At 75.8% G+C, this 13649-nt stretch carries 12 protein-coding genes; 4 read left to right on the plus strand and 8 right to left on the minus strand.

Annotation, left to right across the window (positions count from 1 at the left end; translation table 11 throughout):
- Positions 1–220: 220 nt before the first annotated feature.
- The 3 genes from ACZ6CZ_RS09400 to ACZ6CZ_RS09410 form a co-directional block, all read right to left on the minus strand.
- On the minus strand, positions 221–1519 hold the full coding sequence (locus ACZ6CZ_RS09400; RefSeq protein WP_469017076.1) for a ribonuclease D: 1299 nt from the start codon (positions 1517–1519) through the stop codon (positions 221–223).
- A 199-nt stretch (positions 1520–1718) separates the two neighbouring features.
- Complete coding sequence (locus ACZ6CZ_RS09405; protein ID WP_129305965.1) at positions 1719–2381, minus strand: response regulator transcription factor; 663 nt, start codon at positions 2379–2381, stop codon at positions 1719–1721.
- 379 nt (positions 2382–2760) lie between these two features.
- Complete coding sequence (locus tag ACZ6CZ_RS09410; protein WP_469017079.1) at positions 2761–3438, minus strand: DUF3000 domain-containing protein; 678 nt, start codon at positions 3436–3438, stop codon at positions 2761–2763.
- A 97-nt stretch (positions 3439–3535) separates the two neighbouring features.
- On the opposite strand from ACZ6CZ_RS09410, the gene hemE reads away from it, so the two are divergent.
- Complete coding sequence (gene hemE / locus ACZ6CZ_RS09415) at positions 3536–4615, plus strand: uroporphyrinogen decarboxylase (protein ID WP_469017082.1); 1080 nt, start codon at positions 3536–3538, stop codon at positions 4613–4615.
- A gap of 37 nt (positions 4616–4652) precedes the next feature.
- On the opposite strand, the gene ACZ6CZ_RS09420 is transcribed toward hemE, so the two are convergent.
- Entirely contained in the window at positions 4653–5474 is an 822-nt protein-coding gene (locus ACZ6CZ_RS09420) for a rhomboid family intramembrane serine protease (RefSeq protein ID WP_469017085.1), read from the minus strand.
- Positions 5475–5566: 92 nt separating this feature from the next.
- Here ACZ6CZ_RS09420 and ACZ6CZ_RS09425 point away from each other — a divergent pair, with 92 nt between their 5' ends.
- Positions 5567–5914, plus strand: a complete 348-nt coding sequence (locus ACZ6CZ_RS09425) for a hypothetical protein (protein WP_469017087.1) — start codon at positions 5567–5569, stop codon at positions 5912–5914.
- Between the two features lie 30 nt (positions 5915–5944).
- Here the strand turns inward: ACZ6CZ_RS09425 and ACZ6CZ_RS09430 are convergent, their stop codons facing one another.
- Positions 5945–7342: an FAD-dependent oxidoreductase gene (locus ACZ6CZ_RS09430; protein ID WP_469017090.1), complete on the minus strand. Its 1398-nt coding sequence runs from the start codon at positions 7340–7342 to the stop codon at positions 5945–5947.
- 82 nt (positions 7343–7424) lie between these two features.
- Positions 7425–8417 (minus strand): DUF4349 domain-containing protein, encoded by a 993-nt coding sequence (locus ACZ6CZ_RS09435; protein ID WP_469017093.1) that lies wholly within the window; start codon positions 8415–8417, stop codon positions 7425–7427.
- A 213-nt stretch (positions 8418–8630) separates the two neighbouring features.
- Here ACZ6CZ_RS09435 and hemG point away from each other — a divergent pair, with 213 nt between their 5' ends.
- Positions 8631–10115: a protoporphyrinogen oxidase gene (gene hemG, locus ACZ6CZ_RS09440; RefSeq protein ID WP_469017095.1), complete on the plus strand. Its 1485-nt coding sequence runs from the start codon at positions 8631–8633 to the stop codon at positions 10113–10115.
- A gap of 5 nt (positions 10116–10120) precedes the next feature.
- Complete coding sequence (gene hemQ / locus ACZ6CZ_RS09445) at positions 10121–10852, plus strand: hydrogen peroxide-dependent heme synthase (RefSeq protein WP_469017098.1); 732 nt, start codon at positions 10121–10123, stop codon at positions 10850–10852.
- 28 nt (positions 10853–10880) lie between these two features.
- On the opposite strand, the gene ACZ6CZ_RS09450 is transcribed toward hemQ, so the two are convergent.
- A complete protein-coding gene (locus tag ACZ6CZ_RS09450; protein WP_469017100.1) occupies positions 10881–12638 on the minus strand; it encodes an alpha/beta hydrolase in 1758 nt (585 codons plus the stop codon).
- 201 nt (positions 12639–12839) lie between these two features.
- Positions 12840–13649 carry a TIGR04222 domain-containing membrane protein gene (locus ACZ6CZ_RS09455; RefSeq protein WP_469017102.1) on the minus strand — a complete coding sequence of 270 codons (810 nt, stop codon included), beginning with the start codon at positions 13647–13649 and terminating at the stop codon, positions 12840–12842.

Genomic DNA, 13649 nt, shown 5'->3' on the forward strand with positions numbered 1-13649 from the left:
CCAGGGTGCGGGGTGGCACTGCTGCGGCGCGCAAGAGCTGAGCGCGCGCTCAGAACCCATGCTACTTGTGGGTAACGTAGCTGCACACCCCTACCCGGCCAAGCGGTGAACGTCACACCGGCCCCGGGCCGGCGGGGTGCCGTCGCGTCCGGATCTTGGCGCGATCTCGACGCCCCGGGCCCGCTCCGCCAGGCCCCGCGGCCGGCCGGGGAGCCCCGGGTCAGCCCGTGGCCGCGGTCGCGGTGAGCGCCTTGACCAGCGCCGGTGTCACCTGCTCCACCTGCCAGGCCCGGGCGCCGTACGCCGTCAGCGCGTCCCGGACCGACTCGGCGTCGACCGGTGCCGGCGGCTCCCAGCACACCCGCCGCACCGCGTCCGGGGCGATCAGGTTCTCCGGCGGCATGGTCAGCTCCTCCGCCAGCGCGGACACCCCGGCCCGGGCGGCGGACAGCCGGGCCGCGGCCGCCGGGTCCTTGTCGGCCCAGGCGCGGGGCGGCGGCGGACCGGCCACCGACTGCCCGGGCTGGGGCAGCGCGGAGTCCGGGAGCGCCTTGGCCCGGTCGACGGCCGCCTGCCACTGCTCCAGCTGGCGCCGCCCCATGCGGTGCCCGAACCCGTTCAGCGCGGCCAGCGCGTGCACGGTGGAGGGCAGGGCAAGCGCCGCCTCCACGATCGCCGCGTCGGACAGCACCTTGCCGGGGGAGACGTCCCTGCGCTGGGCGATCCGGTCCCGGGTCTGCCACAGCTCCCGTACGACGCCCAGCTGCCGCCGGCGCCGCACCTTGTGCATGCCGGACGTCCGGCGCCAGGGATCCTTGCGCGGTTCGGCGGGCGGCGCCGAGGCGATCGCGTCGAACTCCTGCCGGGCCCACTCCAGCTTGCCCTGCCGGTCCAGCTCCTTCTCCAGCGCGTCCCGCAGGTCGACGAGGAGTTCGACGTCCAGGGCGGCGTAGCGCAGCCACGGCTCGGGCAGCGGGCGGGTCGACCAGTCGACGGCGGAGTGGCCCTTCTCCAGGACGAAGCCCAGGACGCCCTCGACCATCGCGCCGAGGCCGACCCGGGGGAAGCCGGCGAGCCGGCCGGCCAGCTCGGTGTCGAACAGGCGGCTGGGCACCATGCCTATTTCGCGCAGGCAGGGCAGGTCCTGGGTGGCGGCGTGCAGCACCCACTCGACGCCGGACAGGGCCTCGCCGAGACCCGAGAGGTCGGGGCAGGCGACGGGGTCGACGAGCGCGGTGCCGGCGCCCTCGCGGCGCAGCTGCACCAGGTAGGCGCGCTGGCCGTAGCGGTAGCCGGAGGCGCGCTCGGCGTCGACGGCGACGGGGCCGGACCCGGCGGCGAAGGCGGCGATCACCTCGGCGAGCGCGGCCTCGTCGGCGACGACGGGCGGGATGCCCTCGCGCGGTTCGAGCAGTGGGACCGGCGTCCCCGTCACAGAAGGTCCGGCGTCGTCCGCGGGGATCTCCCCGGCGGTTCGCAGGGTGCTGTCTGCTGCGGCGGTCTCTTGGGCGTCGGTCACCTGTCAAGGGTATCTGTGTGGGGACAGCGCCCGTCGCCGGAACGTTCCGTCGACGGGCGCCGGAGGGTCGTAAACCAGTCACGTCGGTGAAACTCGCGGTTCACGCGAGTGAACGATCAGGAGGGGGAGGCGGGGGCGGCGGAGTCGCGGGCGGACGGGACGGCGGAAGGGGTCACGGGCGCGGTGGCCGGGAGCGGGGTCAGTGGATGATGCCGGTGCGCAGGGCCACGGCCACCATGCCGGCGCGGTCGCCGGTGCCCAGCTTGCGGGCGATCCGGGCGAGGTGGCTCTTGACGGTCAGCGCGGACAGGCCCATGGAGACGCCGATCGCCTTGTTCGACTGGCCCTCGGCGACCAGCCGCAGCACCTCGACCTCGCGGCCGGACAGCTCCCGGTAGCCGCCCGGGTGGCTCGGGGCACCCGGGGGGCGGCGGTGCATACGGGCGGCGGCGGAGCCGATGGGGGCGGCGCCCGGCCGGGTGGGGAGCCCGATGTTGGTCCGGGTGCCGGTGACGACGTAGCCCTTGACGCCGCCGGCCAGGGCGTTGCGCACGGCGCCGATGTCGTCGGCGGCGGACAGGGCCAGGCCGTTGGGCCATCCGGCGGCACGGGTCTCGGACAGCAGGGTCAGACCGGAGCCGTCGGGGAGGTGGACGTCGGCGACGCAGATGTCGCGGGGGTTGCCGATGCGGGGACGAGCCTCCGCGACGGACGAGGCCTCGATGACGTCGCGCACACCGAGCGCCCACAGATGGCGGGTGACGGTGGAGCGGACGCGCGGGTCGGCCACGACCACCATGGCGGTCGGCTTGTTCGGGCGGTAGGCGACCAGGCTTGCGGGTTGCTCGAGGAGAACGGACACCAGGCCTCCTGGGTGGGGGACGGGGCCGGCTTGTGGGGAGGAAGCCGGGACGAACCGTGCTTTCAAGGTCACAGTCGTCTTCGGCACCGAACCCGTCCGCCTTTAGAGGATGATCACGATCTAGTGAGTAACAATCTGTGCAATTCGGACGCGCGATCGATCATCCGAAGATCGAATCGGTTCGGCGTGTGCACGACCGGGATCGAAAGTGGCCGTATCGACAAAGAGAGGGTCAATGCGGGGTGAGTCGGCGCACCTCGCGTTGACCCGGCGGCGGCAGCACGCGTCGACCCGCGGCACGGGCGGCGGCACGGAGCGGCGGTGCGGCGGGTCGGGGCGGGATCAGGTCTGGGCGGGTCCGGGTCGCTTCAGGACCGGTTCAGCGGGACTGCGGGTCCCTGCGCTGCGGCAGCGTGACCACCGAGGCGTCCCCGGGACCGGCCGGCGGCAGACCGCCGACCTGGGCCAGCAGGTCGCACCAGGAGGCGAGGTGGGCGGCGGTGTCCGGCACCCCGCCCAGTCCCTCGCGCGGCGTCCAGGACGCGCGGATCTCGATCTGCGAGGCCGGCGGCCGCTCGGACAGCCCCCCGAAGTAGTGCGAGCCGGCCCGGGTGACGGTGCCGCTCGGCTCGCTGCAGGCCAGCCCGCGCGCCTGGAGGGCCCCGGTCAGCCACGACCAGCACACCTCGGGCAGCAGCGGATCGGCCGCCATCTCCGGCTCCAGCTCCGCCCGCACCAGCGTCACCAGCCGGAAGGTGCCGCGCCAGGCGTCGTGCCCGGCCGGATCGTGCAGCAGCACCAGCCGGCCGTCGGCGAGTTCCTGCTCGCCGTCGACCACGACCGCCTCCAGCGCGTACGCGAACGGCGCCAGCCGCTTCGGCGCGGGGGTCGGCTCCACCTCGACCTGCGGCCGCAGCCGCGCGGTGCGCAGCCCCTCGACCGCGGCCCGGAAGGCCGGCGGCACCGCGCTGCCCGCATGCTCCTCCGCCTCCCCGTCGCCCTTTCCGTCACCCGTTCCGTCAGCGCCGTCCGACAGTCGTCCCTGAGCCGCAGCCATGCGGGGAAGAGTAAGGGGAACAGCGGCCCGGCGCAGGGAGGCACACCCCAGGAGGCCACGGCCGCCTCCGCCGCGCGGCCGTGCGAGACTTGCCGTCGTGAGTGTCAACCCCAGCCCCACGGGCCAGCAGCCGGCAGCGGCGTCCGACGCGCTGAGAGAGTCAGCCTTCCTCAAGGCGTGCAGGCGTGAGCCCGTACCCCACACGCCCGTGTGGTTCATGCGCCAGGCCGGCCGTTCCCTGCCCGAGTACCGCAAGGTGCGCGAGGGCATCCCGATGCTCGAGTCCTGCATGCGGCCGGAGCTGGTCACCGAGATCACGCTCCAGCCGGTGCGCCGGCACCAGGTGGACGCGGCGATCTACTTCAGCGACATCGTCGTCCCGCTGAAGGCCATCGGCATCGACCTGGACATCAAGCCCGGCGTCGGCCCGGTCGTGGAGCGGCCCATCCGCACCCGCGCCGACCTCGCCCGGCTGCGCGACCTCACGCCCGCGGACGTCTCCTACGTCACCGAGGCGATCGGCCTGCTCACCGCCGAGCTGGGCGCCACCCCGCTGATCGGTTTCGCGGGCGCGCCGTTCACCCTGGCGAGCTACCTGGTCGAGGGCGGCCCGTCCCGCACGTACGAGAACGCCAAGGCGATCATGTACGGCGACCCCGGACTGTGGGCCGACCTCCTCGACCGCCTCGCCGACATCACGGCGGCCTTCCTCAAGGTGCAGATCGAGGCGGGCGCGAGCGCCGTCCAGCTGTTCGACTCCTGGGTGGGCGCCCTGGCCCCCGCCGACTACCGCCGCTACGTCATGCCCGCCTCGGCCAAGGTGTTCCGGGCCGTCGCCGGGTACGGCGTGCCCCGCATCCACTTCGGCGTCGGCACCGGTGAGCTGCTGAACCTGATGGGCGAGGCCGGCGCGGACGTCGTCGGCGTCGACTGGCGCGTCCCGCTGGACGAGGCCGCCCGCCGCGTCGGCCCCGGCAAGGCGCTCCAGGGCAACCTCGACCCGACGGTGCTGTTCTCCACCACCGAGGCCGTCGAGACCCGCACCCGTGAGGTCCTGGACGCGGCCGCGGGCCTGGAGGGACACATCTTCAACCTCGGCCACGGCGTCATGCCGAACACCGACCCGGACGCGCTGACCCGCCTGGTGGACCACGTCCACACCCTCACCGCGCGCTGACCCGGCGCCCGCCGCGCCCGCACCGGGCGCGCCGCCCTCACCAGCCGTGCCGGGGCCGGGCCCGCCTGCCGAACAGCAGGCCGGGCGGCTCCGGCGGGGGCGGGGTGCCCGGGCGCAGCGGCAGCGCCAGCAGCAGCCCGGCGACGAAGCCGACGACGTGCGCCGCGTACGCGACCGTCGCGGTGCCGGAGACGCCGTGGCCGGCCGAGTACACCGCCTGGAGCCCGAACCAGAAGCCGAGCACCAGCCAGGCCGGCAGCCGCAGCGGCAGGAAGACCAGGAACGGCACCAGCACCCACACCCGGGCCCGCGGATACAGCGCCAGGTAGGCGCCGAGGACGCCGGCGATCGCCCCGGAGGCGCCGATCAGCGGTTCGGCCGAGCCGGCGTTCAGCAGGGCGAAGCCGTACCCGGCCGCGTAGCCGCAGACGACGTAGAAGACCAGGTAGCGCAGGTGGCCCATGCGGTCCTCGACGTTGTTGCCGAAGATCAGCAGGAACAGCATGTTGCCCAGCAGGTGCAGCCGGCCGCCGTGCAGGAACATCGCCGTCAGGACCGACAGCGGCGGCGACTTGTCGTAGCCCGGCGGCCCCACCACACAGCCCGGCCCCTGCGGGCCCACGCCCACCTGGCCCGTCGGCACCGTCCGCGGCAGCTGATGGTGGATCAGCTCGCGGGGCACCGCGGCCCAGTGGTCCATGAAGGCCTGGAGGCGGCACAGCCGGACCAGCCCGCCGCCGGTCACGGCGTCCGCCGTGCCGGGCATGGCCAGGAACACCAGCACGTTGACGGCGATCAGCGCATACGTCACCCAGGGGGTGCGGCGCACCGGATTGACGTCATGAACGGGGATGACCACACGGATCCAGTGCCCCGGCCGCGGCCGGTGAATCGGTGAACGCCCGCGCCGGTGCGTGCGTATGTGTCGGCAACCGACGTGAGGATCAGGCGATGGACGAGCGAGTTGCCCCACAGGTTCCGGTGATGCACGCCCTGCCCGACGGGGAGGCGGAGATCGCCCTGCTGGTACGGCTGCCCTGGGAGGACGTCGCGCGGCTCGGCCAGGAGGCGGGCCGGCTGGCCGCCCAACTGCGGCGGCCCGTGACGCTGGACGAGGCGGTGAGCCACCGGCTGCGCTCGGCCCGGCCGGGCGCCGCGCACGCCCGGCCGGCGGGGGAGCAGCCCGCCGCGGTGTCCTCCGGCGCCGGGCTGTCGTCCGGCACCGCGCTGTCGTCCGGCCCGACGCCGGCCGCCGGGGCGTCGGTGGCCTCCCTGCCCCGCATCAGCGGGACGGCGTAGCGGCGCCGGGACGTCACTCGGCCGACCGGATCACTCCGCCGACCGGACCTTCGCCGCCGCCTTCCGCGCGGCCACCAGCACCGGGTCCCACACCGGTGAGAACGGCGGCGCGTACCCCAGGTCAAGGGCCGTCATCTGCTCCACCGTCAGCTGCGCGGTCAGCGTCACCGCGGCGACGTCGACCCGCTTCGCCGCGCCCTCCCGGCCCACGATCTGCACGCCGAGCAGCCGTCCCGTGCGGCGCTCGGCGAGCATCTTGACCGTCATCGGGGAGGCGCCGGGGTAGTAGCCGGCGCGGCTGGTCGACTCGACGGTGACCGACTCGAACCGCAGGCCGACCCGGTGGGCGTCCTTCTCGCGCAGCCCGGTGCGGGCGATCTCCAGGTCGCAGACCTTGCTCACCGCCGTGCCGACCACACCGGGAAAGGTGGCGTACCCACCGCCCGCGTTGGTGCCGATGACCTGACCGTGCTTGTTGGCGTGGGTGCCGAGCGGGACGTGCGCCCGCTGCCCGGAGACCAGGTTCAGCACCTCGACGCAGTCACCGCCCGCCCAGATGTCGTCGTGGCCGGTGACCCGCATCGCCCGGTCGGTCAGCAGGCCCCCGTGCTCGCCCAGGGGCAGGCCAGCCGCCCGGGCCAGGCCCGTCTCCGGGCGCACCCCGATGCCGAGCACCACCACGTCCGCCGGGTGCTCGCCGTCCTCGGTGGCGACCGCGCGCACCCGGCCGTCCGCGCCGGTGGGCAGCCCGGTGACCGCCGTGCCGTTCACCATGGTGATGCCGAGGCCCTCCATGGCCCGGCGCACCAGACGGCCCATGTCCGGGTCCAGCGTGGACATCGGCTCCCGGCCGCGGTTGACGACCGTCACCTCGTAGCCCCGCTTGATCAGCGCCTCGGCCATCTCCACGCCGATGTACCCGGCGCCGACGACCACGGCCCGGCGGCCCCGCGTGGCGTCCAGGGTGTCCAGCAGGGCCTGGCCGTCGTCCAGGGTCTGCACGCCGTGCACCCCGGGGGCGTCCACGCCCGGCAGGTCAGGCCGGACCGGGCGGGCACCGGTCGCGATCACGAGCTTGTCGTACGACGTCCAGGACTCGGTGCCGGAGCCGTCCCGCGCGCGCACCCGCCGACCCGCCACGTCGATGCGGGTGACCTCGGTGCGCAGCCGGACGTCGATGCCGCGCGCGCGGTGCTCCTCGGGCGTCCGGGCGACCAGCTCGTCGCGCCCGGCCACGTCGCCGCCCACCCAGTAGGGGATCCCGCACGCCGAGTAGGAGGTGAAGTGGCCCCGCTCGAAGGCCACGATCTCCAGTTCGCCGGGTCCGCGCAGCCGCCGTGCCTGCGATGCCGCGGACATCCCCGCGGCGTCCCCGCCGATCACGACCAGCCGCTCCGCCCCGCCCCGTCCCGCCGCACGCATCGTCATGCCGACACGCTACGGGGTGCCCGCCCGCCGCCCGGGCCCGGTCCCCGGCCGGGTCGACCCGGCACCCGGTCCGGCACCCGGCTCAGTCCGCCTGGCCGGGCTCGCGCCCGTGGGCGGCCGCCTCCGGTGCCGGGCGGGCCTGCGGGAGCGGGCCCACCGCGGTCGTCACGGGCGCGGGAGCCGCGCGGCGCGGCAGCCGTGGCCGGACGATCCGCAGCCACATCAGCGCGAGCAGCGCCGCGAGCGCGGCGAACGGCAGCACCGCACCCAGGGCGAGGACGATCCAGCGCAGCATCGTGACGAAGGCGTGCCAGCCGCCCGCCAGGGCGTCGGCCGGTCCGGGGGCGCTGTCGCCCGGCGCCTCGGCGGCCGGCTTCGCGGTCAGCGACAGGGTGATGGTCGCCAGGCTCGTGCGGTCCTTCAGGGACGCCTGGCGGGCGAGCAGCGCCTCCAGGTCCGCCTCCCTGCTGCTCAGTTCCCCTTCCAGCGCGACGACGTCAGCGATCTCGGCCGCCCGGTCCATCAGCGCGCGGACCCGGGCCACGCTGGCCCGCTGCGACCTGACGCGGCTGTCCACGTCGACGACCTGGTCGGTGACGTCCCGCGCCTGCGCGCTGCGGCGGATCAGCTTCCCCTCGCCCTCCAGCGAGGCGAGGACGTCGTCGTACGCGTCGGCGGGCACCCGCAGCACCACCCGGGTGCGCTCGTGGCCCGCCGCGTCCCGGCCGGTGGTCTCCTTGCCGACGTAGCCGCCCGCGTCCTCGGCCGCCGCGCGGGCCGAGGCCAGCGCCCCGGGCACGTCCGCGACCCGCACGGTGAGGGAGGCGGTGCGGATGACGGCGCTCGGCACCGCCACGCGCGCCCCGGCGCGGGAGGCGCCCCCGGCTTCCGACGAGCCGCCGCCCGCCCGGACGCCGGTGTCGGGGGCGGCCTTGCCGTCGGCGGCCCGGGCGGCCTTGTCGCCGGCGGAGGCGTCCGAGGAGGCGGAGCCCCCGCAGGCGGTGAGCCCGAGGCAGACGGCGAGCAGGACCCCGGCCAGGGCCTGGGCGGAGCGTGCGGGACGTGGTGTGCGCATCGGCGGATACCCCTCTTCGCTGGAACGTGCCGGAACCGGCCGGCCACCGGTGTTCCTTCGACGGCGCCCCGGCCCGGAACGTTGGCGGCCACCGGTCCCGATGCGGTCACGGTCCGGACTCGGCGGGGACACCGGCACCGACCCCGCACCGGACGGCGGGACGGGCGCCGGGCCCGGGCGGGAGCGCCGGCGGGGTCTGAGAGAGTGGAGGCCATGAGCGCAACGGGTACGGGTACGGGCACCGGTCACGTCGTCGTCGTGGGAGCCGGGATCGCTGGGCTGGCCGCGGCTCACCGGCTGCTGGAGCGCGGCGCGCGCGTGACCGTCCTGGAGGCGTCCGGCCGGGTCGGCGGCAAGCTGCGGCCCGGCGAGATCGCGGGCGTCCGCGTCGACCTGGGCGCCGAGTCGATGCTGGCCCGCCGCCCCGAGGCGGTCGGCCTGGCCCGCGAGGTGGGTCTCGCCGGCCGGCTGCGCACACCCGCCACCGCCACCGCCGCCCTCTGGACCCGCGGCGCCCTGCGCCCCATGCCCAAGGGCCATGTGATGGGCGTCCCCGGGTCCGCCGACGCCCTCGCCGGGGTGCTCTCCGCCGAGGGCCTGGCCCGGATCGGACGCGACGCCGAACTGCCCCGCACGGAGGTCGGCGACGACGTGGCCGTGGGGGAGTACGTGGCGGCGCGCCTCGGCCACGAGGTCGTCGACCGGCTGGTCGAGCCCCTCCTCGGCGGGGTCTACGCGGGCGACGCCTACCGTCTGTCGATGCGCTCGGCCGTGCCCCAGCTCTACCAGGCCGCCTGCACCCACGACTCCCTCACCGAGGCCGTCCGCGCGATCCAGGCCAGGGCGGCCGCCGCGCCGCAGAGCGGACCCGTCTTCATGGGCATCGAGGGCGGCGTCGGATCGCTGCCGCTCGCCGTCGCCGGATCGGTCCGCGCGCGCGGCGGCGAGATCCTGACCGGGGCACCGGTGACGGAGCTGCGCCGCACGGCCGCGGCGGACGGCGCCGGGTCCGCGCGCACGGCCTGGCGGGTCGTCGCCGGTGACCGGGTCCTGCACGCCGACGCCGTGATCGTCGCCGTACCCGCCCCGGCCGCCGCCGCGCTGCTGCGCGCCGAGGCCCCTGCGGCCGCCGCCGAGCTGGCCGCCGTCGAGTACGCCTCCATGGCCCTGGTCACCCTCGCCTACCGCCGCGCCGGCCTCGGCCTGCCCGAAGGCAGCGGCTTCCTCGTGCCGCCCGTCGACGGCCGCGCCATCAAGGCGTCGACGTTCGCCTCCCAGAAGTGGGGCTGGATCGCCGACGAGGACCCCGGTGTCGCCGTACTGCGCACCTCCGTCGGCCGGCACGGTGAGACGGCGGTGCTCCAGCTCACCGACGCCGAGCTGGTGGAGGTCTCCCGGCGCGACCTGCGGGCCGCCACCGGCCTGGACGCCGCTCCCCTCGAGGCCCGCGTCACCCGCTGGACCGACGGCCTGCCCCAGTACCCGGTCGGCCACCACGCGCGCGTGGCCCGCATCCGCGCCCACGTCGCCGCGCTGCCCGGCCTCGCGGTGTGCGGCGCGCAGTACGACGGCGTCGGCATCCCGGCCTGCGTCGCGAGCGCGAACGCGGCGGTGGACCAGCTCGGCGGCGACCTGCGCGCGGCCCGGGAACTGATGGCCCACCCGGTGCAGAGCCTGCACGGGGGAGCGGGAGAATGAGGGACATGAGTGACGACGCCCCCACCACCGAGTCCGGCAGGATCCCGAACAAGGGCAAGCTGGCCAAGGACCTCAACGATGTCATCCGCTACACCCTGTGGTCCGTCTTCCGGCTGAAGGACGTGCTGCCCGAGGACCGCGCGGGCTACGCCGACGAGGTCCAGGAGCTGTTCGACCAGCTCGCCGCCAAGGACGTGACGATCCGCGGCACCTACGACGTCTCCGGCCTGCGCGCCGACGCCGACGTCATGATCTGGTGGCACGCCGAGACCAGCGACCAGCTCCAGGAGGCGTACAACCTCTTCCGCCGCACCAGGCTGGGCCGCGCCCTGGAGCCGGTCTGGTCGAACATGGCGCTGCACCGCCCGGCGGAGTTCAACCGCTCGCACATCCCGGCGTTCCTCGCCGACGAGACGCCCCGCGACTACGTGAGCGTCTACCCCTTCGTGCGCTCCTACGACTGGTACCTGCTGCCCGACGAGGACCGCCGCCGCATGCTCGCCGACCACGGCAAGATGGCCCGCGGCTACCCGGACGTGCGCGCCAACACGGTCGCCTCCTTCTCCCTCGGCGACTACGAGTGGATCCTCGCCTTCGAGGCCGACGAGCTGTACCGCATCGTCGACCTCATGCGTCACCTGCGCGCCTCCGAGGCTCGGATGCACGTCCGCGAGGAGGTGCCGTTCTACACGGGCCGCCGCAAGGACGTCGCGGACCTGGTGGCGGGCCTGGCCTGAGGCTTTCGCGAGGGCCGGGTCCGGGGCCTCAGCGCCGGCCGGTCCCGCCCTTGCGTGCCTCGCCGGTGCCCGTGCCGGCGCGGGCTCCGGAGGGGACCGGCTCCGGGTGCGGCGCGCAGGCCGCCCGCCGCACCGGGAGCCGTCCCTGGAGCAGATAGGCCTCCAGGTAGGCGTTGACGCAGCGGTTGGGGCCGCCCCCGATCCCGTGCGTGCCCGCGTCCCGCTCGGTCACCAGCACCGAGTCCGACAGGCGCCGGTTCATCTCCAGCGCCCCGGCGTACGGGGCGGCCGCGTCCCGCTCCGCCGCGAGGATCAGCACCGGCGGCAGCTCGCCCGGCCCGGTCCGCACGTCGAGCGGCCGCTGCCGGGGGCCGGGCCAGTAGGCGCACGGCAGGTTCGCCCAGGCGTTGTCCCAGGTCTCGAACGGCGCCACGCGCGCGAGGCGGGTGTTGTCGCGGTCCCACACCGCCCAGTCCGTCGGCCAGGGCGCGTCGTTGCACTCGACGGCCGTGTAGACGGCGCCGGCGTTCTCCGCCTCGGCCGCCGTCCGCGGGTCCGGCGCGGCCAGCCGGACCAGCGGCTTCGGGTCGCCCTTGAGGTACGCCGACAGCGCCTGCGCGCGGCTGGGCCAGAAGTCGTCGTAGTAGCCGGCCGACAGGAACGCGTCCTGGAGCTGTCCCGGCCCCACCGTCCCGCCGGCCGGGTGGACCGCCAGGCGGGCCCGCGCCGTGTCGTAGGCGCGGCCCACCCGCTCGGCCGTCGCGCCGAGTCCGTACACGTCGTCGTGGCGGGCGACCCACTCGCGGAAGTCCGCCCAGCGGCCCTCGAACGCGGCCGACTGGTCGAGGTTGTCGCGGTACCAGATCCGCGCGGGATCGGGGTCGACCGGCGCGTCCAGCACCATCCGCCGCACGTGGGAGGGGAACAGCGTCCCGTACAGGGCCCCGAAGTAGGTCCCGTACGAGGCTCCCATGAACGTGAGCCGGTCCTCGCCGAGGGCGGCGCGCAGCACGTCGAGGTCGCGGGCGTTGTTCAGCGAGGTGGAGAACCGCAGCCGGTCGCCGGACCGCTCGGCGCAGCCGCGCGCGTAGGCCCTGGCCCGCGCGACGCGCTCCCTCTTGTACGCCTGCGAGGGGTGGGTGGGCGCCTGGGTGGGGCCCGTGCCGAGCCGCTTGGGGTCCTGGCAGGACAGCGGCGCCGAGCGGCCCACCCCGCGCGGGGCGTAGCCGACGAGGTCGTAGGCGGCGGCGATCCCCTTCCACGGCGGGACCGCGCCGATCAGCGGGAAGTACATGCCGGAGGCGCCGGGGCCGCCGGGGTTGTAGACGAGGGCGCCCTGTCGGGGCACCGGGCGCCCGCTGCTGCCCGGGTCCTTCCCGGTGGCCCGTACCCGGCTGACGGTCAGGGTGATCTGCTTGCCGCCCGGGTGGGCGTAGTCCAGCGGGACGGTCACCGTGCCGCACTCGAGGCTGCCCGGCGCGTCCTGCTCGGCGGAGCACGTCCCGAAGTCGATCCCGGCCGCCCGGGCGCGCGCCGCGGCCACCGCGGTACCGCGCAGCTCGGCCGGCGCGGTGCCCCGCAGCCCGGCCGGTTCCCTACCTCGCAGCCAGGCCGGCGGCGTACCGTGCTGCCCGGCCGGCGCCGTACCTCCTCGCGGGGTCGGAGCCGTGCCGTGCCGTCCGGTCACCGGCGCGCCGGGGGCGGTGGCCGAGCCGTCCGCGGGGGTGGCGGCGAGGGCGGTCAGGAGCACGGACGCGGCGGCCGAGCAGCAGACGGCGGCTCTCATGGCGTATCCCTTCGGAGCGCGGCAGCCGTGGCTCGCGGCCACGGCCCGGCGGCACTCCGGACCCGGGGGCCCGCAGCGACAGAAGGGATGTTTCGTGCGGCCGCGGGTGAAGGCAAGCACCGGCCGCCGGTGTCGGCGCCAATGCTCCCCGTGCGCCCCCGGAAGGCCCGTTCACTCCGGGCCCGTTCACTCCGGGCCGGTTCACTCCCGCCAGGGCTGGTCGCGGTGGGCGAAGGCCGCGCGCAGCTCCGGCTCGCCGATCGCCCGTATGCCGCGTACGGCGACCCGGGTGAGGAAACCCCGGTCGTCGCCCTCGCCGCCGCCCGCCGGCCGCTTCAGCGTGCTCAGCAGCCGCTGCCCGGCCGGGGAGGCCCAGCGGGAGGTGGGGTGCGCCTCGACCCGGGTGATGGCCAGGCAGCTCAGGGACACCACGAGGGGGAGGGCGAACCACAGGGCGAGCAGGTGGCGCGGCATACCGGCCGGCCCGGGCAGCAGCAGCGCGGTCACGCCCAGCCCGAGCACGGCCACCGCGGCGGCGCGGACCTGGCGGACGGCGGACGCGACGTTCGTACCGGCCTGTTCGGGCACGGCGAGACCGGCGCGGACCAGCCGCTCGCCGAGCCGCCGTACCGCCTCGGCGCGGGCGGCGGCGGACCGTACCGGAGCGATCCGGGACTGCCCCTCCGGGCCGATGGCGCCGAGCACCGACCGCTCCATGTCGTCCCGGCCGCGCGGGTCGACGACGGTCGCCCACCCGGTGTGCGCGAGCAGCAGCCGCCGCTGCCGCGCCATGGAGACCAGGGTCAGATCGGCGACCCGGGCGGGGCCGCCGGAGAGGAACGCCGCCTCGTACAGCGTCAGGTCGTGGTCCCCGCCGGCGCCGGCCGCGCCGGGGCGGACGCTCGCGCCGTCCGCGTCGACGGCGGCGGAGCGTACGGCGGCCAGGCACAGCCGGGTGCACGCGATGCCGGCGACGGCCCAGGCCAGGAGGAGCAGGAGGACCCAGAACAT

The sequence above is a fragment of the Streptomyces sp. NPDC041135 genome (assembly GCF_055592085.1).